21 protein-coding genes are annotated in these 19,305 nt (G+C 72.7%); 11 read left to right on the top strand and 10 right to left on the bottom strand.

Annotated elements, in window-relative coordinates; translation table 11 throughout:
* Nucleotides 1-271 (top strand): sensor histidine kinase (locus H4281_RS04015; RefSeq protein WP_182889486.1); only part of this gene is annotated, 271 nt, incomplete at its 5' end.
* Here the strand turns inward: H4281_RS04015 and H4281_RS04010 are convergent.
* Both H4281_RS04010 and H4281_RS04005 read right to left on the bottom strand, forming a co-directional pair.
* Nucleotides 210-524 (bottom strand): dsRBD fold-containing protein, encoded by a 315-nt coding sequence (locus H4281_RS04010; protein ID WP_182889485.1) that lies wholly within the window; start codon nucleotides 522-524, stop codon nucleotides 210-212. The genes H4281_RS04015 and H4281_RS04010 overlap by 62 nt on opposite strands.
* Nucleotides 525-576: 52 nt before the next feature.
* Entirely contained in the window at nucleotides 577-1,044 is a 468-nt protein-coding gene (locus H4281_RS04005; RefSeq protein WP_182889484.1) for a universal stress protein, read from the bottom strand.
* A 189-nt stretch (nucleotides 1,045-1,233) separates the two neighbouring features.
* Between H4281_RS04005 and H4281_RS04000 the strand changes: the two genes are divergently transcribed.
* The 4 genes from H4281_RS04000 to H4281_RS03985 all read left to right on the top strand — a co-directional run bounded on the left by H4281_RS04000 (nucleotide 1,234) and on the right by H4281_RS03985 (nucleotide 5,783).
* Nucleotides 1,234-2,229 carry an Acg family FMN-binding oxidoreductase gene (locus H4281_RS04000; protein WP_182889483.1) on the top strand — a complete coding sequence of 332 codons (996 nt, stop codon included), beginning with the start codon at nucleotides 1,234-1,236 and terminating at the stop codon, nucleotides 2,227-2,229.
* Complete coding sequence (locus H4281_RS03995; protein WP_182889482.1) at nucleotides 2,226-3,125, top strand: ABC transporter ATP-binding protein; 900 nt, start codon at nucleotides 2,226-2,228, stop codon at nucleotides 3,123-3,125. The genes H4281_RS04000 and H4281_RS03995 overlap by 4 nt, the downstream gene beginning before the upstream one ends.
* Nucleotides 3,122-4,687: an ABC transporter permease gene (locus H4281_RS03990; RefSeq protein ID WP_182889481.1), complete on the top strand. Its 1,566-nt coding sequence runs from the start codon at nucleotides 3,122-3,124 to the stop codon at nucleotides 4,685-4,687. The genes H4281_RS03995 and H4281_RS03990 overlap by 4 nt, the downstream gene beginning before the upstream one ends.
* 109 nt (nucleotides 4,688-4,796) lie before the next feature.
* On the top strand, nucleotides 4,797-5,783 hold the full coding sequence (locus tag H4281_RS03985) for an Acg family FMN-binding oxidoreductase (RefSeq protein ID WP_182889480.1): 987 nt from the start codon (nucleotides 4,797-4,799) through the stop codon (nucleotides 5,781-5,783).
* 140 nt (nucleotides 5,784-5,923) lie between these two features.
* On the opposite strand, the gene H4281_RS03980 is transcribed toward H4281_RS03985, so the two are convergent.
* On the bottom strand, nucleotides 5,924-6,331 hold the full coding sequence (locus H4281_RS03980) for a CBS domain-containing protein (RefSeq protein WP_182889479.1): 408 nt from the start codon (nucleotides 6,329-6,331) through the stop codon (nucleotides 5,924-5,926).
* A 196-nt stretch (nucleotides 6,332-6,527) separates the two neighbouring features.
* On the opposite strand from H4281_RS03980, the gene H4281_RS03975 reads away from it, so the two are divergent.
* Nucleotides 6,528-7,127, top strand: coding sequence for an Rv1733c family protein (locus H4281_RS03975; protein ID WP_182889478.1), 600 nt, complete (start codon nucleotides 6,528-6,530; stop codon nucleotides 7,125-7,127).
* Nucleotides 7,128-7,129: 2 nt separating this feature from the next.
* Here the strand turns inward: H4281_RS03975 and hypE are convergent, their stop codons facing one another.
* From hypE to hypF, 4 genes are read right to left on the bottom strand one after another with little or no spacing between them, the layout of a single operon-like run.
* On the bottom strand, nucleotides 7,130-8,176 hold the full coding sequence (gene hypE / locus H4281_RS03970) for a hydrogenase expression/formation protein HypE (RefSeq protein WP_182889477.1): 1,047 nt from the start codon (nucleotides 8,174-8,176) through the stop codon (nucleotides 7,130-7,132).
* On the bottom strand, nucleotides 8,173-9,282 hold the full coding sequence (hypD, locus tag H4281_RS03965; RefSeq protein WP_182889476.1) for a hydrogenase formation protein HypD: 1,110 nt from the start codon (nucleotides 9,280-9,282) through the stop codon (nucleotides 8,173-8,175). The genes hypE and hypD overlap by 4 nt, the downstream gene beginning before the upstream one ends.
* On the bottom strand, nucleotides 9,279-9,539 hold the full coding sequence (locus H4281_RS03960) for a HypC/HybG/HupF family hydrogenase formation chaperone (RefSeq protein WP_182889475.1): 261 nt from the start codon (nucleotides 9,537-9,539) through the stop codon (nucleotides 9,279-9,281). The genes hypD and H4281_RS03960 overlap by 4 nt, the downstream gene beginning before the upstream one ends.
* Nucleotides 9,540-9,544: 5 nt before the next feature.
* Nucleotides 9,545-11,827, bottom strand: a complete 2,283-nt coding sequence (gene hypF / locus H4281_RS03955; protein WP_220506610.1) for a carbamoyltransferase HypF — start codon at nucleotides 11,825-11,827, stop codon at nucleotides 9,545-9,547.
* Nucleotides 11,828-11,988: 161 nt separating this feature from the next.
* On the opposite strand from hypF, the gene H4281_RS03950 reads away from it, so the two are divergent.
* The 5 genes from H4281_RS03950 to H4281_RS03930 are packed head-to-tail and all read left to right on the top strand — an operon-like array spanning nucleotide 11,989 to nucleotide 16,412.
* The gene (locus H4281_RS03950; protein WP_182889474.1) at nucleotides 11,989-13,113 is read left to right on the top strand and encodes a 4Fe-4S dicluster domain-containing protein; all 1,125 of its coding nucleotides are present in this window, start codon (nucleotides 11,989-11,991) and stop codon (nucleotides 13,111-13,113) included.
* Nucleotides 13,110-13,922 (top strand): FAD/NAD(P)-binding protein, encoded by an 813-nt coding sequence (locus tag H4281_RS03945; RefSeq protein ID WP_220506609.1) that lies wholly within the window; start codon nucleotides 13,110-13,112, stop codon nucleotides 13,920-13,922. The genes H4281_RS03950 and H4281_RS03945 overlap by 4 nt, the downstream gene beginning before the upstream one ends.
* Nucleotides 13,922-14,680 (top strand): NADH-quinone oxidoreductase subunit B family protein, encoded by a 759-nt coding sequence (locus H4281_RS03940; RefSeq protein ID WP_182889473.1) that lies wholly within the window; start codon nucleotides 13,922-13,924, stop codon nucleotides 14,678-14,680. The genes H4281_RS03945 and H4281_RS03940 overlap by 1 nt, the downstream gene beginning before the upstream one ends.
* Nucleotides 14,677-15,969 (top strand): Ni/Fe hydrogenase subunit alpha, encoded by a 1,293-nt coding sequence (locus H4281_RS03935; protein ID WP_182889472.1) that lies wholly within the window; start codon nucleotides 14,677-14,679, stop codon nucleotides 15,967-15,969. The genes H4281_RS03940 and H4281_RS03935 overlap by 4 nt, the downstream gene beginning before the upstream one ends.
* A complete protein-coding gene (locus H4281_RS03930; RefSeq protein ID WP_182889471.1) occupies nucleotides 15,966-16,412 on the top strand; it encodes a hydrogenase maturation protease in 447 nt (148 codons plus the stop codon). Before H4281_RS03935 ends, H4281_RS03930 begins: the two co-directional genes overlap by 4 nt.
* Before the next feature lie 19 nt (nucleotides 16,413-16,431).
* On the opposite strand, the gene H4281_RS03925 is transcribed toward H4281_RS03930, so the two are convergent.
* Genes H4281_RS03925 through H4281_RS03915 form a run of 3 tightly spaced genes read right to left on the bottom strand, consistent with a single transcriptional unit; the run spans nucleotide 16,432 to nucleotide 19,275 of the window.
* Nucleotides 16,432-16,911 (bottom strand): universal stress protein, encoded by a 480-nt coding sequence (locus tag H4281_RS03925; protein ID WP_182889470.1) that lies wholly within the window; start codon nucleotides 16,909-16,911, stop codon nucleotides 16,432-16,434.
* Between the two features lie 28 nt (nucleotides 16,912-16,939).
* A complete protein-coding gene (locus H4281_RS03920; RefSeq protein WP_182889469.1) occupies nucleotides 16,940-17,869 on the bottom strand; it encodes a galactose-1-phosphate uridylyltransferase in 930 nt (309 codons plus the stop codon).
* Nucleotides 17,866-19,275, bottom strand: a complete 1,410-nt coding sequence (locus H4281_RS03915) for a glycosyltransferase (RefSeq protein ID WP_182889468.1) — start codon at nucleotides 19,273-19,275, stop codon at nucleotides 17,866-17,868. Before H4281_RS03915 ends, H4281_RS03920 begins: the two co-directional genes overlap by 4 nt.
* Between the last annotated feature and the right edge of the window lie 30 nt (nucleotides 19,276-19,305).

Here is a 19,305-nt window from a genome sequence, read left to right as displayed (position 1 = left end):
TCTGGCCGAGCACGTGGAAGCCGTGGTGCGGGAAGCAGTGAGCAACGCCGTCCGGCACGCCGGAGCGGCCACGCTGACCGTATCGGTGGCGGCTCGGGACGACGCCGTCCGCGTCACGGTCGAGGACGACGGGAAAGGACTGCCGGAGGAAGTTTCGCCCAGCGGGCTGGGGAATCTGCGGGATCGAGCGGAGTCGGCCGGCGGCGCCTTCACTCTCGAATCGCGACCCGGGGGCGGCGTTCGGCTGGACTGGTCGGCGCCGCTGAGCTGAGCCTGTCGGCGGCGGCGTCCACGTCGTCCGCGACAGTCTCCAGCAGGCCGCGGGTGAGGTCGCACAGGGCGCGTCCGGCCGCGAGATAACCGGCTACGTGCGCGAGCCCGGGCACCTCGGCCGCGCGGTGGGCCAGACCGGTGCCGGCGAATTCGTCCCCGGCACCGGTACGCAGGACGGCTCGGGCGCGGGTGCGCCGCGCGGTCTCGTCGAACGCGATCGCGAGGGTCCACCGCTGCGAGGTCTCGGTCATGCCAGCTCCGTTCCGGGCTCGCCGCCGTTCGGCCGCGTGGCCGGGCCGGTGCTCACTCCGCCGCGGCCGGGGTCAGCCGGCGCGCCGCCTCCGGCGTGATCACCACGACCGGACACCGCGAATACCGCACGCATTCCCGGGAAACGCTGCCCAGCAGCAATTCGCGAGCCAGCCCGGTGCCGTGCGCGCCGACCACCAGCAGATCCGCGTCGGTGGACGCGGTCACCAGTTCCGTCGCCGGGTCGCCGTGCGGAGTGGCGACCGAGATTTCCGGAGCGTCCGGGAACTCCCGCCGGATGGCCGCGATGCGCTGGTACGGAGGAAATTGCCCGGCAGGACGCCTGCCGTGCGGCTGGAAAGCCAGTGACGTCCCGGGAAGGAGCGCTTCCGAGGGACGGACCGCGATGGCGCGCACCCGGTCTCCGGGCTGTGCGGCGATCCGCAACGCCCAGCGCAGGGCTGCGTCGCCGTGCGGCGAGCCGTCGACTCCGACGACGATGAGACGGCCGGGAAGGTTCATGTGCCTGCCCCTTTCTCTGGGCTACCGCCGATCGTGCGGCGAGGAACCCGCGCCGGAACAGGGCCGGAGGTCATCGCTGTGCACGGGGACGTCTGCGGTCCCCGCGATGACTTTCGGCCCCAGCACCGCGCGCCGGGGGCGGTCAGCATGAACGGGCCGGGGCGACGGATCCCGGCTCCGGGAGTGATCATGAAGACCTCGGCGACCGCAGACCTCGCCCCGTTCGAAACGGCCGCGCTCGTCCGCGCGGTCAGCCGCGCCCCCTCGGTGCACAACAGCCAGCCCTGGCGGCTCAGGGTCCGCGGCACCGACGTCGACCTCGTCGAGCGCGCTGACGTGGTGCTGCCGTGGCACGACCCCGAGGGCCGGGACCGGTTGCTCTCGTGCGGAGCCGCGCTCGCCAATCTGCAACTGGCGGCGCAGGCGCTCCGCCGCGAGATCAGCACCTCGTTCCCGTCCGACGGCGACGTGGCCGCGACGGTCCACACCAGACCCGGCGGCGCCCCGGCTCTCGCGGAGCTGGCGCGCTACTACGCGATCGGCCGCCGCCGCAGCTACCGCCGCGAGTTCGCGCCGGGGCGAATACGCGACGAAGACCTGGCGGAACTGCTCGACGCGGTCGGAGAGCCGACGGTGCGGGCGGTGGTGCCCCCGCACGTCGAAACCCTCGCGGAGCTGCTCGGCTTCGCGACCCGGGTATTCCGCGCCGACACCGCCTACCAGCGAGAACTGGACGCCTGGACCGCGCACACCTTCGGCCGTCGCGCACTGGGCGCCGTCGACGGAGTTCCGGAGGCAGCACTCGGCGACGCGCCGCTGCCCGCCGCGGGCCTCGTCCGCCGGACCACCCCGGTTCCCGACGACGTCCGGCTGGCCGAACGGCTCGCCGCGGAGACGCTCGTCGTGTTCTGCACGGACGAGGACACGAGACGCGCGCACCTCGCCGCGGGCGTCGCGCTCCAGCGGGTCTGGCTGGAGGCGACCGTGCACGGCCTGGCCGGATCTGTCCTCACCCAGCCGCTGCACCTGGCCGGATTCCGGGAACACGTCGTGGCCCGCCTCGGCCTTCCCGGGCTGCCGCAGGCGATTTTCCGTTGCGGGCAACCGGTTTCGGCGGCACCGCCGTCGCCTCGGCTGCCGCTGAGCGACCTGCTCGCCCAGGACGTCCCCGGAGGGCCGCGATGAGCAAGATCATCGAAATTTCTGGACTGTACAAGGCTTTCGGCCGTACTCGCGCGCTGTCCGGACTGGACTTCAGCGTCGAAGCCGGGGAGGTGCACGGTTTCCTCGGCCCGAACGGAGCGGGCAAAACCACCACCTTGCGGCTGCTGCTCGGGCTGGTGCGCGCGGACGCGGGCCGGATGAGCCTGTTCGGCGGCGACCCGTGGCGGGACGCGGTGGCCCTGCATCGGCGGCTGGCCTACGTCCCGGGAGAGGTCGCGCTGTGGCCGAACCTCACCGGCGGCGAGACGATCGACCTGCTCGGCCGGTTGCGCGGCGGCACGGATCCGGTGCGCCGGGCGCGTTATCTGGAGCTTTTCGAGCTGGACCCGGCGGTCCGGGTGCGGGCGTATTCGAAGGGCAACCGGCAGAAGATCGCCGTGATCGCGGCTCTCGCCGCCGATGCCGAACTGCTCATGCTGGACGAACCGACGGCGGGACTCGACCCGCTGATGGCCGAACAGTTCCGGCAGTGCGTGCGCGAGGAGCGCTCGCGCGGCCGGACCGTCCTGCTGTCCAGCCATGTCCTCGCCGAGGCCGAGGCGCTGTGCGACCGGGTGAGCATCCTGCGCGCCGGAAAGGTCGTCGACACCGGGAGCCTCGACCAATTGCGCCACCTGACCCGGACTTCGCTGACCGTGCGGATGACGGAGCCGGCAACCGGGCTCGCCCGGCTCGCGGGCGTCCACGACCTCACCGCCGAGGACGGGCTGGTGCACCTGAGCGTCGACAACACCGCACTGAGCGGCGTGCTCGCGGAACTGGGCGCACGGGGCGTGCGGAGCCTCGTCAGCCGCCCGCCGACGTTGGAAGAACTCTTCCTGCGGCACTACCGCGAACCGGAATCGGTGTCCGCGTGAACTCCGCGGCGGGAGCCGGCGCGCTGCTCCGGCTCGCCCTTCGCCGGGACCGGGTGCGGCTCCCGGTGTGGATCGTGGTGTCCGCAGCGATGACCGCAGCCGCCGCGGCGGCGACCGCGGGCGTGTATCCGACCGACGAGGCCCGCCGCGCGGCCGTGGCGAGCATCAACGCCGTGCCCGCACTGGTCGCGCTGTACGGCCCGATCGCCGAGCCGACCGCGGGAGCGGCCGCCGTCTTCAAGCTGACGGCTTCCGGCGCCGCGCTGGTCGCCCTCCTGACGGCGCTCACCGCGGTCCGGCACACCCGGGCGGAGGAAGAGACCGGCCGGTGGGAGTTGCTGCGCGGGGCGGCGACCGGGCGGCACGCGGGACTCGCGGCGGCGGGCGCGATGCTGGTGCTGACAGCGTTCGGGCTCGGCGCGGGCGCGACGGCCGGGCTCGCGGCGGCGGGGCTTCCGTTCGGGGGCTCGCTGGCGTTCGGGCTCGGCTGGGCGGGCGCGGGCCTCGTCTTCGGCGCGCTGGCCGGGCTCGCGGCGCAGGTCGCGCGGGGCGGCCGGACCGCAACGGAAATCACGGTCCTCGCGCTCGTCGTCGCCTACCTGCTGCGCGCCGCGGGCGACGCTACCGGTCCGCGGTGGCTGTCGTGGCTTTCGCCGATCGGCTGGGCAAGCCTGCTGCGGCCGTTCGCGGGCGACCGGTGGTGGCTGCTGGCGTTTCCGCTCGCAGCGTCCCTGCTGCTCGGATTCGCGGCGTTCGCGGTCTCCCGGCACCGGGACCTCGGCGCGGGTCTGCTCGCCGTCCGCTCCGGCGCGACGCGGGCCGGGCGGCTGCTGTCCGGCCCGGCCGGGCTGGCCTGGCGGCTCGACCGCGGCGCCGTGGCGTCCTGGACGCTCGCGTTCGCTGTGCTGGGACTCGTGGTCGGCAATCTCGCCGATTCCCTGGGCACTTTCTTCTCCACCGCACAGGCCCGGCAGCTGATCGCCGCGCTCGGCGGGGAGCAGGCGCTGACCGACGCGTTCCTCGCGGCCGAGTTCGGAGTGTCCGGCGTGCTCGTGTCCGCACTCGCGATCGTCCTCGTCGGACGGTTGCGGACCGAGGAGTCGAGCGGCCGGGCGGCCGCGGTGCTGGCCGGTCCGGTCGCCCGGGCGCGGCTGGTCGGCGGTGCGGTTTCGGTCACCGTCGCGGCCACCGCCGCGCCGTTGCTCGCCGCCGGGGCGACCGCGGGCCTCGCGCACGGCGACGTGTCGCGGCTGGTCGGCGCCGCCGTCGTCCAGCTGCCCGGGGTGTGGGTGCTCACCGGGTTGGCGCTCGCGGTGTTCGGGGCGTTCCCGCGGGCGGGCTGGCTGTCCTGGGCGGCGCTGGCCGCGTTCCTGGTCCTCGGCGAGTTCGGCCCGCTGTTCCACGCACCCGGCTGGGCGCTGGGGATCTCGCCGTTCTCCCACGTCCCGCACGTCCCGGGCGGCGTCGTCGACATCGGGCCGCTGCTCTGGCTCGCCGCCGTCGCGGCGCTGCTCGGCGGGGCGGGGTTCGCCGCCTTCGGCCGCCGCGACCTGATCGCGTGACCGAGCGGGTGAGGGCCGTTGGTCCTTCGAATTCGGGACGGGCTCCGCTACTTCGGAAGCCTGTCGCGAGCGAGGCTCGTTGCAGTGCCCCACTGACCCGGAGACCGCGATGAACGTATTCCTGCCGCTAGTCGTCGACCAAGCGCTCGCCGCCGCCGTGCGCGCGCCGTCCCCGCAGAACACCCAGCCGTGGCGGTTCGTCGTCGACGGGCCCCGGATCGAGGTGTGGCTGGACCGGGACCGCGTCCTCCCGGTCGCCGACCCGGCCGGGCGCGAGGCGCGCCTGTCCTGCGGCGCGGCGGTGTGCAATCTGATGCTCACCCTGCGGGTCAACGGCGTGCGCAGCCGGGTGCGGATCGTCCCGGACGCGGCCGACCGGGATCTGCTGGCGGTGGTCTCGATCGAGGGGAACATCCGTCCGTCCACTGTGGATCGAAAGCTGGCCGAAGCGGTTTTCCGGCGGCACACCAACCGGCGTCCGCTGTCCGACCGGGCGGTGCCGGTGGCCGCGCGGGCGCTGTTGCGCTCGGCCGCGCTGGGCGAGGGCGGCCAGCTCGAATTCCTGGACGCTTCGGGCCGGTACTCGCAGGTGTCGGCGCTCATCCGGCGTGCGGAGACCGAACAGGACACGGACCCGGCATTCCGTGCGGAGGCGGCGAAATGGACGGGCCGGGAACTGGATTCCCCGGACGGAGTGCCCACCGCCGCGTTCGGGCCGCCGGCCGACGTGCCGGGAGTGGTTTCGCTGCGCTCGGCGCATGAGAACCAGTCGATCCCGCCGCGGCAGTTCGAGCAGGACCCGGTGCTGGCCGCGGTGCTGACCCGCGACCAGGGCACGGCCGCCGAGGTCCGGGGCGGGATGATCATGGAACGCGTGCTGCTGACCGCGACCGCGGAAGGGCTCGCGACGTCGTTCCTGTCGCAGCCGTTCGAGGCCCGGTCCACGCGGGCGCAGTTGCTGGAGGCGTTTCGCGGGCTCGGGCAGGTGCACACGCTGCTGCGCATCGGGTACGGGCTCCCGACCCGGCTGACCGCGCGGCGGCCCGCTGCGGAGGTGACAACGGTGCGGAGTGCGCCGGTGGCGCCGGCGCTGTGAGGAATCGGCCCAGCGCGGCTCTTCGCTTTCGCTGAGGTCCGTGAAGGGCTCCTTGCGGGAATCAGATTCCGGCAAGGAGCCCTTCGCGGACGTTCGCGGTGCCGGACCGCGCTGATCGACCCGCGCGGTAACGGATTCGCTCAGGACGCCCCGGCAGCGGGAAGCACTCGCAGCACGTCCCGCAGCGTGACCATGCCGACGAGAACTCCGTCGTCCAGCACCGGGAGCGAGCGGATCCCCGCCTCGGTCATCCGGCGCGCCAGTTCGCCGCACTCCAGGTCCGCCGCGGCGCCCAGCGCCGGGCGCCGCATGACCGCCCCCGCCGTGCGGTGCCCGCTGATCATCGCGCCGGCGTCCGGGTCCGCGTCCCCGGGAATTCCCGCGCGGACCACGTCTTCCTCGGTCAGCAGGCCCAGCAGCCGCCCGCTGCTGTCGACGACCGGCAGGGCGGTGAACCCGTGCCTCGCCATCAGTTCGCCTGCCTCGGGCAGCGGCACCGAGGGGGTCACCGCGATCACCGGCGTGGTCATGATGTCGCGCGCGTGCATGGGAGTCTCCGTTCGTCGCGCCTGCTTCGACGATCACCCCGAAACCCCGGTGCGCCAAGGGTATTTGGTCCCTGCCGCAGTGCCCTCCGAAGCGGGTCCCGCGGCCCGCGCGTGCGGGCGCAATTCCTCTTCGGACGAGGCGGCCTCCCGGCGATGCTGAAACGGAACCCGCGAAGCCTCACGGAAGGGGCGCGAGATGAAGGCGTCGGCAGACCGCGTCGTGCGGTATTGGCACATGCTCGTCCCCGGGCGCGGTTCGGTGGCCCGGCCCTCGGACCGGTTCCAGTCCGGTCTTCTTCTCGTGGCGATTCTGGTCGCACTGGCCGCGATTCCGTTCGCGGCGGCAGCGGGCTCCGAGCTCTACGCGACCCAGAAACCCGTTTCGGCCGAGCAGGTGGCGCAGCGCAGCAAGGCGACCGCCGTGCTGCTGGCGGACGGCCCGGCGACGACCGTGAGCGGGCGCAGCGGTGTCGTCGCGAATTCGGCCCCGACGGACGCGGTCTGGCAGGCCCCGGACGGCTCGCGCCGGGTCGGCAAGGTGGCCGCCGACGAGGGTTCGCAGCGCGGCGACCAGATCTCGATCTGGGTGGACCGGGCCGGGAATCCGGTGCCACCGCCGCTGACCGCCGCGGCCGTGCTGGTCGACGCGGTGTGCGCGGCGGTGGGGCTGTGGGTGTCGGTGTGCTTGCTGCTGGCCGCGGTGTGCGGCGGAACGGTGTTCGCGCTGAACCGGCGCCGGCTGGCCGAATGGCAGCGCGAATGGGATGCGGAGCAGGAAAAGCGCACTCATCCGTGAGGTCAGCAGATGCGCGGGAGCTGTTCGCCGATGAGCAGGTCGACGATGCGGGTCGAGCCGACGAGAGTGCGGGCGACGACGGGCGCGGGTCCTCCGGAGGGGCGGAGGAACCCGATCGCCCGTGCGTCGCGTCCGGCCGGATGGCCGTGCATCGCGGCGAGGATCGCGTCCGCGGAGCCGGGGGCGACGAAGGCCACGAGGCAGCCTTCGTTCGCGACATGCAACGGATCGAGCCCCAGCAGTTCGCACGCCGCGGCGACCGGGGCGGGCACCGGGATGTCCGCTTCGGCGATCTCGACGGTGACGTCGGAGGCTTCAGCCAGCTCGTTGAGCGCGGAGGCGAGACCGCCCCGGGTGGGGTCGCGCAGCGCGTGCACGTCCGGTCCGCCGGTCTCGATCATGGCGGCGACGAGCCCGTGCAGCGGCCGGCTGTCGGAGCGGATGCCGGATTCGAATTCGAGTCCCTCGCGGACGCTGAGAATCGCGGTGCCGTGTGCTCCGATCGGCCCGGACAGCAGCACGACGTCTCCGGGCTTCCCTCCGGACGCACTGGGAACGGCTCCGGGAAGCAGTTCGCCGATCCCCGTGGTCGTGAGATAGCAGCCGTCGGCGGCGCCATGGCTGACGACCTTGGTGTCGCCGGTGACCACGCGGACGCCGCAGCCGCTCGCGGCCGCCGCGACCGAAGCGGTGATCGCGCGCAACTCGGCTTGCGGCAAGCCTTCTTCGAGGATGCAAGCGAGCGTGAGCGCGATCGGGCGGGCGCCGCGCATCGCGAGGTCGTTGACCGTGCCGTGCACGGCGAGCGAGCCGATGTCGCCGCCCGGGAAGAACCGGGGCGTGACCACGAATCCGTCCGTGCTGACCACCAGGTCGCGGCCCACCAGCGCGGCGTCCTCGAGCGGGCCGGGCTCGCCGAGTTCGCAGGTGATCGCGGCGGCCAGCAGGTCGGCTGACAGCCGCCCGCCGGAGCCGTGGCCGAGCAGTACGCGTTCGGTCTCGGCGGCGGGCGCGGGGCACGAACGGCGGTCCGGGTCGATGGTCGTCATCGCGGTACCTCCACAGCGGACCGGCGCCGTCCGGCGTGGTGGAACGCCGCGCACGTTCCTTCCGCGGAGACCATCGGCGCGCCGAGCGGGGAGAGCGGGGTGCAGCGGGTGCCGTAGGCGGAACAGTCGGTGGGCGCCGCGGTGCCGCGAAGGATCTGCCCGGCGATGCAGTCGGGGTGTTCGACGGCATGGGTTTCGCCGCCGGGAAAGCGTTCCTCGGCGTCGTAGGCGGCGAAAGCGGGGGTGAGCGCCAGCCCGCTCGCGGGAATCGGGCCGATTCCGCGCCAGGTTCTTTCGGTCACCCGGAAAACCTGCCGGACGGCGTCTTGGGCCGCGGTGTTGCCGCCGCGGCGGACCGCGCGCGCGTACTGGTTTTCGACCGTCGCGCGGCCGGTTTCGAGCTGCCGCACCGCGAGGACGATGCCTTCGAGCAGATCGAGCGGTTCGAAGCCGGTCACCACTATCGGCACACCGTACCGCTGCGCGATCGGCTCGTATTCCGTCCAGCCCATCACCGCGCACACGTGCCCGGCGGCGAGGAAGGCCTGCACCTGGTTGTCCGGCGCGTCGAGGATCGCGGTGATCGCAGGCGGCACCAGGACGTGGCTGACCAGCACGGAAAAATTGACCACGCCGGTCACGGCGGCGTGCAGGACCGCCATCGCGTTGGCAGGCGCGGTCGTCTCGAACCCGACGGCGAAGAACACCACCTCGCGATCCGGGTTGTCCCTTGCGATCGCCACCGCGTCGAGCGGGGTGTACACCACCCGCACGTCGCCGCCCCTTGCCTTGACGCCGAGCAGGTCGCCGGCCGTGCCGGGCACCCGCAGCATGTCGCCGTAGCTGGTGAAGATCACGTCCGGGCGCGCGGCGAGGGCGACGGCCTTGTCGATGGTCGCCAGCGGGGTCACGCAGACCGGGCAGCCGGGTCCGTGGATCATCCGCATCCCGGACGGCAGCAGTTCGTCGATGCCCTGGCGGACCAGCGTGTGCGTCTGCCCGCCGCACGTTTCCATGATCGCCCACGGCCGGGTCGCGGCCGCCCGCAGTTCGGCCAGCAGCTTCCGGGCCAGCACCGGATCGCGGTATTCGTCGAGGTATTTCACCGGGCGGCCTCCGGTCCGAGTTCGCTTTCCAGCGCCTCGGGGATCGCGCGGAGCACCGCCAGGGTCTTCGCGGCCTCCGCCTCGTCGACCCGGCTGATCGCGAACCCGACGTGCACGATCACGTAGTCGCCGACGCCGGCTTCCGGGGCGTAGGCCAGGCACACCGGCCGCCGCACGCCGTCGAAGTCGACCGTGCCCATGCGCGGTGCCGGGCCTTCGGCCACCTCGACGATCCGGCCGGGAATCCCGAGGCACATCGGACTCACCTCCCGTTCATCCGGGCGCAGGCGACCGCCGCCTGGCCGTAGCTGATGCCGCCGTCGTTCATCGGGACGCGCTCGCCGGCGAGCGCACGCAGCCCCGCACGAGCGAGCCCGGCGAGGACGCGAGCGGTCAGCAGGCTGTTCTGGAACACCCCGCCGCCAAGGCAGACGACTTCGGCGCCCCATGCGGCCGCGGCCTTCGCGGCGATGGCGACGACGACCTCGGCCACCGTGCGATGGAACCTCGCGGCGACCTCGCCGACCGGCGAGTCCGATGCGGACCGCAACGCGTCGCACAAGGTGGGCACTGGGTCGTAGACCCAGAGGCCGTCCTGCTCGTGCAGTGCCCAGTCCAGCGGGGCGCTGGCGTCGTGGCCCGTCGCGGCCGCTTCGAGCCGGACGGCGGCTTCGCCTTCGTAGCTGTTGTCGTCGCAGAGGCCGAGGAACGCGCTCATCGCGTCGAAAAGCCGGCCCGCGCTGGAAGCGCGGGGGCAGTTGAAGTTGCGCGCCACCGTGGCCCGGACGACAGACCGCTCCTGATCGTCCACTCTGGACAGGAGGGCGGCGGCGAGGCGTTCCGGGATCGGCGAGCCGAACGATTCGGCCCCGTAGAGGTAGCCCAAGGCCATCCGGGCCGGGCGGCGCACCGCGGCGGTCCCGCCGGGCATCGGAGCGGTGGCGAACCGGCCGAACCGCTGGAAGTCCTGGTGCCGGGCGAGGAGGACTTCGCCGCCCCAGAACGTGCCGTCGGTGCCGAGTCCGAGCCCGTCGAGCGCGATCCCGACGAACGGTTCGGTCACGCCGTGCTCAGCGGCGGTCGCCGCGACGTGCGCGTGGTGGTGCTGCACCGCGATGCGGCGGCTTTCGGGCCAGCGACGGGCGTACTGCGTGGACAAGTAGCCGGGATGCAGGTCGTGCGCGCACCATTCCGGTGCGGTTCGGTGCCACCGGAGAAGATCCCCGGCGGTGCGCTTGAACGCGGTGAACGTCTCGGCGTTCTCGAGGTCGCCGGTGTGCGGCCCGAGATGGGCCAGCCCGTCGCGGGCCAGCGTGCACGTGTGCTTCAGCTGGGCCCCGAGCGCGAGCACCGGTTCCGGCGTGGCGAAGGGCAGGGGCAGTGCCGTCGGCGCGTAACCGCGCGCCCGGCGGACGAGGCTGGTGCGGCCGTGTTTGGCGCGGGCGACGGAATCGTCGTAGCGGGACCAGATCGGCCGGTCGTGGCCGAGGATGCCGTCGCAGATCGGGCCGAGCGTCGTGAACGCGTCGGCGTCGTCGGCGACGATCGGGCCGCCGGAGCGGTTGCCGCTGGTCACCACGAGGGGCCGGGACAGTTCGGCCAGCAGGAGATGGTGCAGCGGTGTCGTCGCGAGGAACACGCCGACCTCGGCGAGCCCGGGTGCGATTCCCTCGGCGAGCGGAGCACCGGGGCGGCGGGGGAGCAGCACGATGGGCGCTTCGGCCGACGTCAGCAGTTCCGCCGCCTTCTTGTCCACAGCGGACAGCCGGCGGGCTCCGGCGACGCCGTCGGCGAGCACCGCGAGAGGCTTGGCCGGGCGTGCTTTGCCCTGACGGAGCCGCTGGATCGCGGATTCGTCGGCGGCGTCGCACACCAGCTGGTAGCCGCCGAGCCCTTTCACCGCGACGATTCCGCCGTCGGCGAGCACGGCGCACGCGGCGGCGAGAGCGTTCTCGCCGCGGGTCGCCGACCACGACAGCCGGGGCCCGCAGTCCGGGCAGGCGATCGGTTCGGCGTGGAAGCGCCGGTCGGCCGGATCCTGGTATTCGGCCGCGCACGCCGCGCACAGCGGGAACGAGCGCATCGAGGTGCTGGCCCGGTCGTAGGGCAGCCGCCGGAGGATGGTCGCCCGCGGGCCGCACGCGGTGCAGGACAGGAAGGGGTAGCGGTGCCTGCGGTCGGCCGGGTCGAACAGCTCGCGGACGCAGTCCGGGCAGGTCGCCAGGTCCGGGGGCACCTCGCCGCCCTGGCCCGCGGTGCTCGGCGCGATGCGGAATCCGCGGGCCAGCCGGTCGCGGGAGGGCAGGCCGGTCACGTCGACCCCGGTGACGCTGGCGTTCGGCGGCGCGCTGGACGTCAGCCTCGGGAGGAAGTCGCCGATCCGGTTGCCCGCCAAGCGGATCACGACACAGCCGCCGGCGTTGCGCACGTCGCCGTCGAGTCCCAGTTCGGTGGCCAGCCGGTGGACGAAGGGCCGGAATCCGACGCCCTGCACGGTGCCCCGGACATCGATCCGCACCCGGCTGCCGATCCAGTCGTCCGCCATGCCGCCTCCCGCCGCGCGCTCCGGGCGTCACGGTCTCGCGGGGACGGCCGCGGCGGACAGGGGCAGGAAGCATCCGGCGAAGTGCCTTTGGTCCCTTGATCGGGTTCACCGGTGACCTTCGGCTCTAGGCCGCGTTCGCGCCGTCCCGGTTCAGTGGCGGGGTGGAAGCTGAACACGCAACGGCGGGCGGCGCGGCGACCATCGGCTTGGCCGGACTGGACGAGCTGGTGGGCGCGTTGCTCGCGGACGGGTACCGGGTGATCGGCCCGACCGTGCGCGACGACGCGATCGTGCTGGCGGAACTGGACTGCGCCGCGCAGCTGCCCCGGGGCTGGGGCGTCACGACCGGACCCGGCCAGTACCGATTGCACCGCCGCGACGACGGTGCGGCATTCGCCCATTCGGCCGGTCCGCAAGCGTGGAAACGCTATCTGCATCCGCCGCGACGCAAGCTTTTCGAAGCCGCTCCGGACGGCCGGTTCACTGTGGACGAGCCCGAGCACGTCCGTTACGCGTTCCTCGGAGTGCGCGGCTGCGATCTGGCCGCGATCGCCATTCTCGACCGGGTGCTCGGCGCGGGAGCGCATCCGGACGGCGCGTACCGGCGGCGCAGGAGCGAACTGTTCCTGATCGCGGTGAACTGCACCGAACCGGGCGGGGTGTGCTTCTGCGCGTCGATGGGAACCGGGCCCGCGGCGGGTCCCGGCTATGACCTCGCGCTCACGGAGCGCACCGGCGACGGCGAGCACCGTTTCGTGATCGAATCCGGCAGCCCGGCAGGCGAGCGGCTGCTGGACCGGATCCGCACGCGCCCGTCTTCGCCGTCGGAAGTCGGCGAGGCCCGGGCTGCGGTGGCCGCGGCGGCGGGCCGGATGGGCCGGGCGATGCCGGACGCCGATCTGCCCGCGGCGATCCGGGACGGCCGGGAATCCCCGCAGTGGGAGGAAGTCGCCAACCGGTGTCTCACCTGCGCGAACTGCACGATGGTGTGTCCGACGTGCTTCTGCACCACCACCGAGGACCACACCGACCTCTCCGGCGGGCTCGCCGGGCGCAGCCAGCGCTGGGCGTCCTGCTTCGAACTCGACTTCTCCTACGTGCACGGCGGCAGCGTCCGGACGTCCGGGGCGAGCCGGTACCGGCAATGGTTCAGCCACAAGCTCGGCACCTGGCACGAGCAGTTCGGGTCCTCCGGCTGCGTCGGCTGCGGCCGGTGCATCGCGTGGTGCCCGGCCGGGATCGACATCACCGAGGAAGCGGCGAAGCTGACCGGAGCGGGCGGATGACGGCGGAGCCGATGCTTCCGGTGCCGTACCGGGTGTCCGGCCGGGTCGTGGAGACCGCGGACTCGGTCACGCTGCGCTTGGAGCCAGTGCACGAGCCGGTCGGCGAGGCGAAGCTCGGACAGTTCATGATGCTCTACGCCCACGGAGTCGGCGAGGTGGCGATCTCGGTCAGCGGACCGGGCCCGGCGCACACGATCCGCGCGGTCGGCGCGGTCAGCCGGGCGCTGCACGACCTGGTGCCGGGGTGCGTCGTGGGCGTGCGCGGCCCGTACGGCACCAGTTGGGACGTCGAGGACGCGGCGGGGTGCGACGTCGTGATCGTCGCGGGCGGTGCGGGGCTGTGCCCGTTGCGGCCGGTGCTCGCCGCGGTGCTGGAGGACCGCGACCGCTACCGGCGGCTCGTCGTGGTGGCGGGCGCGCGCGCCCCGGAGGAGTTCCTGTTCCCGCACGAGCTGGATTCCTGGACGCGGCGGCACGACGTCGAGGTGATCCGCACCGTCGACCGTCCGGCCGCGGGCTGGTCCGGCCCGGTCGGCTTCGTGACCAAGCCGCTCGCGGCGCTGGCGCTCGATCCGTTGGCCACCAGGGCGTTCCTGTGCGGCCCGGAGCCGATGATGCGTGCGTGCGCGGAAGTGCTGCGGGAGAAACAGATGCCCGCGTCCGCGATCCGGGTCTCGCTCGAACGGGCGATGAAGTGCGGGATCGGGCTCTGCGGGCACTGCCAGCTCGGGCCGCTGCTGGTCTGCCGCGACGGCCCGGTCGTCGACTACACGGTCGCGGGCCCGCTGCTCGCGGTGAAGGAGTTGTGATGCCCGCCCCGACGCTCGCGGTCTGGAAGTTCGCCTCCTGCGACGGCTGTCAGCTGACCTTGCTCGATTGCGAGGACGAACTTCTCGCACTGTCCAAGCAGGTGCGGATCGCGCATTTCCTCGAGGCGTCCAGCACCGTGCTTCCCGGACCCTACGACCTGTCGCTGGTCGAAGGATCCGTGACCACGCCGGGAGATCTGGAGCGGATTCAGCACGTGCGGGCGGTCTCGAAAATCCTCGTGACGATCGGGGCGTGTGCCACGGCGGGCGGCGTGCAAGCGTTGCGGAACTTCGCCGACGTCGGGGAGTTCGCGTCCATTGTGTACGCGAACCCGCAGTACGTCGAAACCCTCGCGACCTCGACCCCGATCTCGGCGCACGTGCCGGTGGACTACGAGCTGCACGGCTGTCCGATCGACCGGGGGCAGCTGCTCGGCACGATCACCGCGCTGCTGGCCGGGCGGGAACCCGACTTGCCGGACACGAGTGTCTGCACCGAATGCAAACGGCGCGGGCTCACCTGCGTGCTCGTCGCGGGCGGCTCGCCGTGCCTCGGCCCGGTCACCCGGGCCGGCTGCGGCGCGCTGTGCCCGGGTGTCCGGCGCGGCTGCTTCGGCTGTTTCGGTCCGATGGCGAAGCCCAACACACCGGTGCTCATCCCGCTGCTGCGTTCGCGGGGGATGAGCGAGGACGCCGTGGACCGCGTGTTCAGCACCTTCACCGTCGCGGAGACGCGACGCGAACCGGGGGAGAAATGAGTCATCGCAGCAGGCAGCTTCAGGTCAGCTCGCTCGCCCGCGTCGAAGGGGAGGGCGCGCTGCGGGTGCGGATCGCGGACGGCCGGGTGGAGCGCGCGGAGCTGAACATCTACGAGCCGCCGCGGTTTTTCGAGGCGTTCCTGCGCGGCCGCGCGCACACCGAACCGCCGGACATCACCGCGCGGATCTGCGGAATCTGCCCGGTGGCGTACCAGACCAGCGCGTGCAACGCGATCGAGGACGCCTGCCGGGTCGCGCTCGACCAGCCGCTCGCCGAAATGCGCAGGCTGCTCTACTGCGGCGAGTGGATCTCCAGCCACACCCTGCACATCTACCTCCTGCACGCCCCGGACTTCCTCGGGCTGCCGGACGCGATCGCCCTCGCGAGCAGCCACCGGGACCTCGTCGAACGGGGCCTCGCGCTGAAGAAGGCCGGGAACACGCTGATGGAGACCGTCGGCGGGCGCGCGATCCACCCGGTCAACGTCCGGGTCGGCGGGTTCTACTCGCTGCCGACCCGAGCCGGACTGCGGCCGCTGGCCGAAACGTTGCGGCGCGCCCTCGACGACGCGATCGCCACCGTGCGGTGGGCGGCCGGCTTCGAGTTCCCCGACCTCGAACTCGACCACGACCTGCTCGCCGCGGCGGAGCCGGGAAGGTACGCGATCGCCGGCGGAGAGCTGCGGACCGCGTCCGGGCTGACCTTCCCGCCCAGCGAATTTCCCGCGCACGTAGTGGAAAAGCAGGTCCCGCATTCCACTGCCCTGCACGCGGAACTCGACGGGCGCTGCTACCTGACCGGTCCGCTCGCTCGCTACACCCTGAACTCCGGCCAGCTCTCCGAGACCGCTCGCCAAGTCGCCGCCGAAGCCGGGCTGGGCTCGGCATGCCGCAACCCGTTCCGCAGCATTCTCGTGCGCGGCGTCGAAGTCGTGTACGCGGTCGAGGAAGCGCTGCGGATCCTGGACGACTACGAACGGCCGGCCCGGGCATACGTCGACGTGCCGCCGCGCGAAGGCATCGGCCACGGCGTCAGCGAAGCACCGAGAGGCACGCTTTACCATCGCTACGAACTCGATGCGGCGGGATTGATCCGAACCGCCGACATCGTCCCGCCGACCTCGCAGAACCAGGCCGCGATCGAATCGGATCTGCGGCGTGTCCTCGACGAACGCCTCGACTCCGACGACGCCGCGCTGACCGCGCTGGCCGAGCGCACGATCCGGAATTACGATCCGTGCATCTCGTGCTCGGCGCACTTCCTCGAGTTCACCAGGGAAGACGGATGAACCGGGCGGTCGTGATCGGCGTCGGCAACGAATACCGGCGCGACGACGGCGTGGCGCTCGCGGTGCTCACCGCCCTCGAAGAGGATCCGATCCCGGACGTCCCGCTCGTCCTCTGCGACGGCGAGCCCGCGGGCCTGCTCGCCGCCTGGACCGACGCGGACACCGCGGTCGTGGTCGACGCCGTGCTGTGCGAACCGAGTACCCCGGGCCGGATCTGGAATTCTACTGTGGACCGCTGGCCGCACACAGTCACCGCGGGCGGGTCGCACGCACTCGGCATCCCGGACGCGGTGCGGCTCGGCGCGGCGCTCGGGCGGATGCCGGGGAAACTGGTCGTCTACGCGGTCGAGGCGGCGGACCTGGGGCTGGGCACCGGGCTGACGCCCGCGGTCCGCGCCGCCGTCCCCGAGGTGGTGCGGACCGTGCGGCGCCTGCTGAGCTGACCCTCCGCGAAGCCGCGGTTCAGCTTCCGGTGACCTCCGAGATCTTCCGCCCGAGCCGGCTTTCCGGAGCCAGCGCGCGAGGCGGCACGACGGCGACCGGACAGGACGCGCGGCGCAGGCACGCGGTGCTCACCGACCCGGTGAGAGCTTGCCGGACCATGCCCTTGCCATGGCTGCCGACGACGAGCAGCGCCGCATTGCGGGCACGATCGATGAGCATGCTCGCCGCGTCGCCTTCCGGTGCCGAACACCGCACTGTCACAGCCGGGTCCTTGACAGTCTCCGCGACGAACGCCTCCAGCTCGGCCAGATGCGCGGCGCTGGCTTCGTCGACGTTCCGCCCGATCGAAAGGTCGTCCAGCAGCGGATCGTGCAGCCACGCGGACACGACCCGCAGTTCCGCCCCGCTCGCCGCGGCGGCCGCCGCGGCCCAGAGCAACGCGCCGACGCTCGCGCTGGATCCGTCCACGCCGACCACGACGAACCGCGGTGTCTTCATCGTCGTTCCTCCTTCGCTCGAGGCTGGTTCAGGACACCAGGCTGGGCGCGATCCGCGCGCGGAGCCTGGCCGCCGCCGTCTCCGGAGCCACGGTGACGACCGGGATCCCGGTGGCGAGTTCGAGGCCCGCGGCGATCTCGAGCCGGGGCACCAGCCGCACCGACCACGAGGCGAACGGCGCGTCCTCGTATCCGGTGGGGGCGGTGTGGACCACGAGGTTGTAGGCGGGGTCGGAAAGCTCGGCGCGCAGCGCGGCGAGCACGGCACGCAGACTCCGGGCGAGCGCCTCGACGGTCGAGCGCGGGGCGGCGGCGAAATCGGCGGCGGACGTCCGCGGCATGAACCACACCTCGTAGCTCGCGGTTCCGGCGAACGGGCTGAGCGCGACGATCTCCTCGTCGGAGCAGACGATCCGGCTGCCGGTGCTCAACTCGACGGTGAGCATGTCCTCGGCGAGACTGCGCCCGGTCAGCGCGTGGTGCTCGCGGGCGATCTCCAGGTTCCGGCGCGCCGGTTCGGAGAGCACCGGCAGACCGGCGATCTGGGAATGGGGGTGGGCCAGGGAGATCCCGGCCGCGGGGCCGTGGTTGCGGAACACCGCGATCTGCGCGGCTCCGGAGCGGAATTCGCGATGCCGGTGCTGCCAGGCGGACAGCACCGCGGCCGCCTCGGCGACTGTCGCGGTCGAAAGATCCCAGTCGTGGTGCGGTGACTCGATGACGATCTCGTGCCGGTCGCTCAGCGCGTACCGGTTCGGCACGGCGCGGACGAGCCAGCCGTCGCCGTCCGGCAGCCGCCAGGTTTCCGGCGGGGTGTCCTCTCCGGGCCCCGGGCAGAACGGACAGCCCTCGCGGCCGCTCACGTGCGGCCGGTCCTTCCTGCCGGGCGCCAGGATCGACCATGCTTGCGATGCGCTGTTCCAGCGGAGCTGCCCGCCGTGCCATCGACGGGTGGTCATGATCGTCCTTTCCCGGCCGTCGCGAGAAAATCGTCCCGGCATCCGGCCGAGCAGAACCGGTGCCGGGCGCCGTCGCGATCGGCGGTGAACGACGCGTCGTCCGGCACGAGCGACAATCCGCAGACCGGATCGCGGTCGCCGTGGCGGGTCATCAGCGCGCCGGGCGGGTCGCCGTGCGCGAGGCCGTCCAGCAAGGTCAGCTCGTCGAGCACGAGCCGCGGAAGAAGGAAATGCCTGCGGACGCGCTGATGCCCGGACGCGCCGAGGGCCGCCGCGCGGGCGTGATCGGCGAGCAGCGCCGACAGTTCCCGGGCACACTCCTCCGTCGAGCCGACGAGGACGCCGCCGCTGCCGTCGGCGACCTGGAGGGGGATGCCGCCCGCGCGTCCGGCCACCACCGGCGTGTTCTTCCACAGCGCCTCGGACACCACCAGGCCGAACCCCTCGCGGACCGACTTCTGCACCATCGCTTTCGAGGTCCGCTGGAAGGCGTTGACCTCGACGTTGCCCACGCCGGTCAGATTGGTGAAGACGTGCACCTCCGGATCGGCCCGGCTCGCGTCGCTGATGGCGCGGTAGACGTCCCAGGCTTCGGGGTCGTCCAGCGCCATCGACCCGACGAGGGCGAGCTGGAGCCCGGGGACCTCGTCGCGCACCAGCCGGTAGGCCTCGAGCACGCCGAGCGGGTCCTTCCACGGATCGAACCGGGAGACCTGGGTGATGAGCGGCCGGGCCGGGTCGATGCCGATCCAGTTGAGCACGGCGTGCGCGGTCCGGTCGTCCAGCGACAGGTTCTTCGGGCTGAGCGGATCGATGGCGGGCGGGATGACGTCGACGCGGTCGGCGGCCAGCGACCGGGGGACGAACGCGGCGAGGGTGAACACGGTCGCGTCGTAGCCGTCGACGAACTTGGCCGCGTAGTCCCACGCTTCCGGCTGGGGCTGGGAGGTGTCGATGTGGCACCGCCACACCCATTTCGCCTTCGCCTTGTCCGCGAAGGACAAAACGGCGGCGGGCTGGGGGTCGTGCACGAACACGAAGTCCCAGTCGCGGAAACTCTCCTCGGCCGCGTTGCGCCGCGCGGTCTCCTCGTAGACGGCGCGTTCGGCGAGGGTGAGCGGGACAGTCGCGCCCTGCAGCGCGTTGTGCAGTTTCTTGGTGGCCGCGAAGAACGCGGGCGCGCCGCTGACGATCTTCCACGTGGCGTGCACTCCGAGGTCCCGGTACAGCGGGATCGCGGAGCGGAGCAGTTCCGACACGCCGCCGCCGTACGGGGTCGCGCTGAGGTGCAGCACCCTGGCTCCGCGCAGTCGCTCGGCGACCGTGCCGAGCGCGTCGAGGATCCAGTCCGGGGCGACCGTGCGGTAGGCCGATACCGCCAGTTCGCCGACGTCCACGGTCTGCATGCCAGGAGCCTCTCGTCGGATTGCGCCCAG

The organism is Amycolatopsis dendrobii (assembly GCF_014145675.1).
In the GTDB taxonomy this organism is placed as follows: domain Bacteria; phylum Actinomycetota; class Actinomycetes; order Mycobacteriales; family Pseudonocardiaceae; genus Amycolatopsis; species Amycolatopsis dendrobii.
The sequence above is the reverse complement of the archived record's forward strand: the minus strand, read 5'-3'. Positions and strand labels throughout refer to the sequence as shown.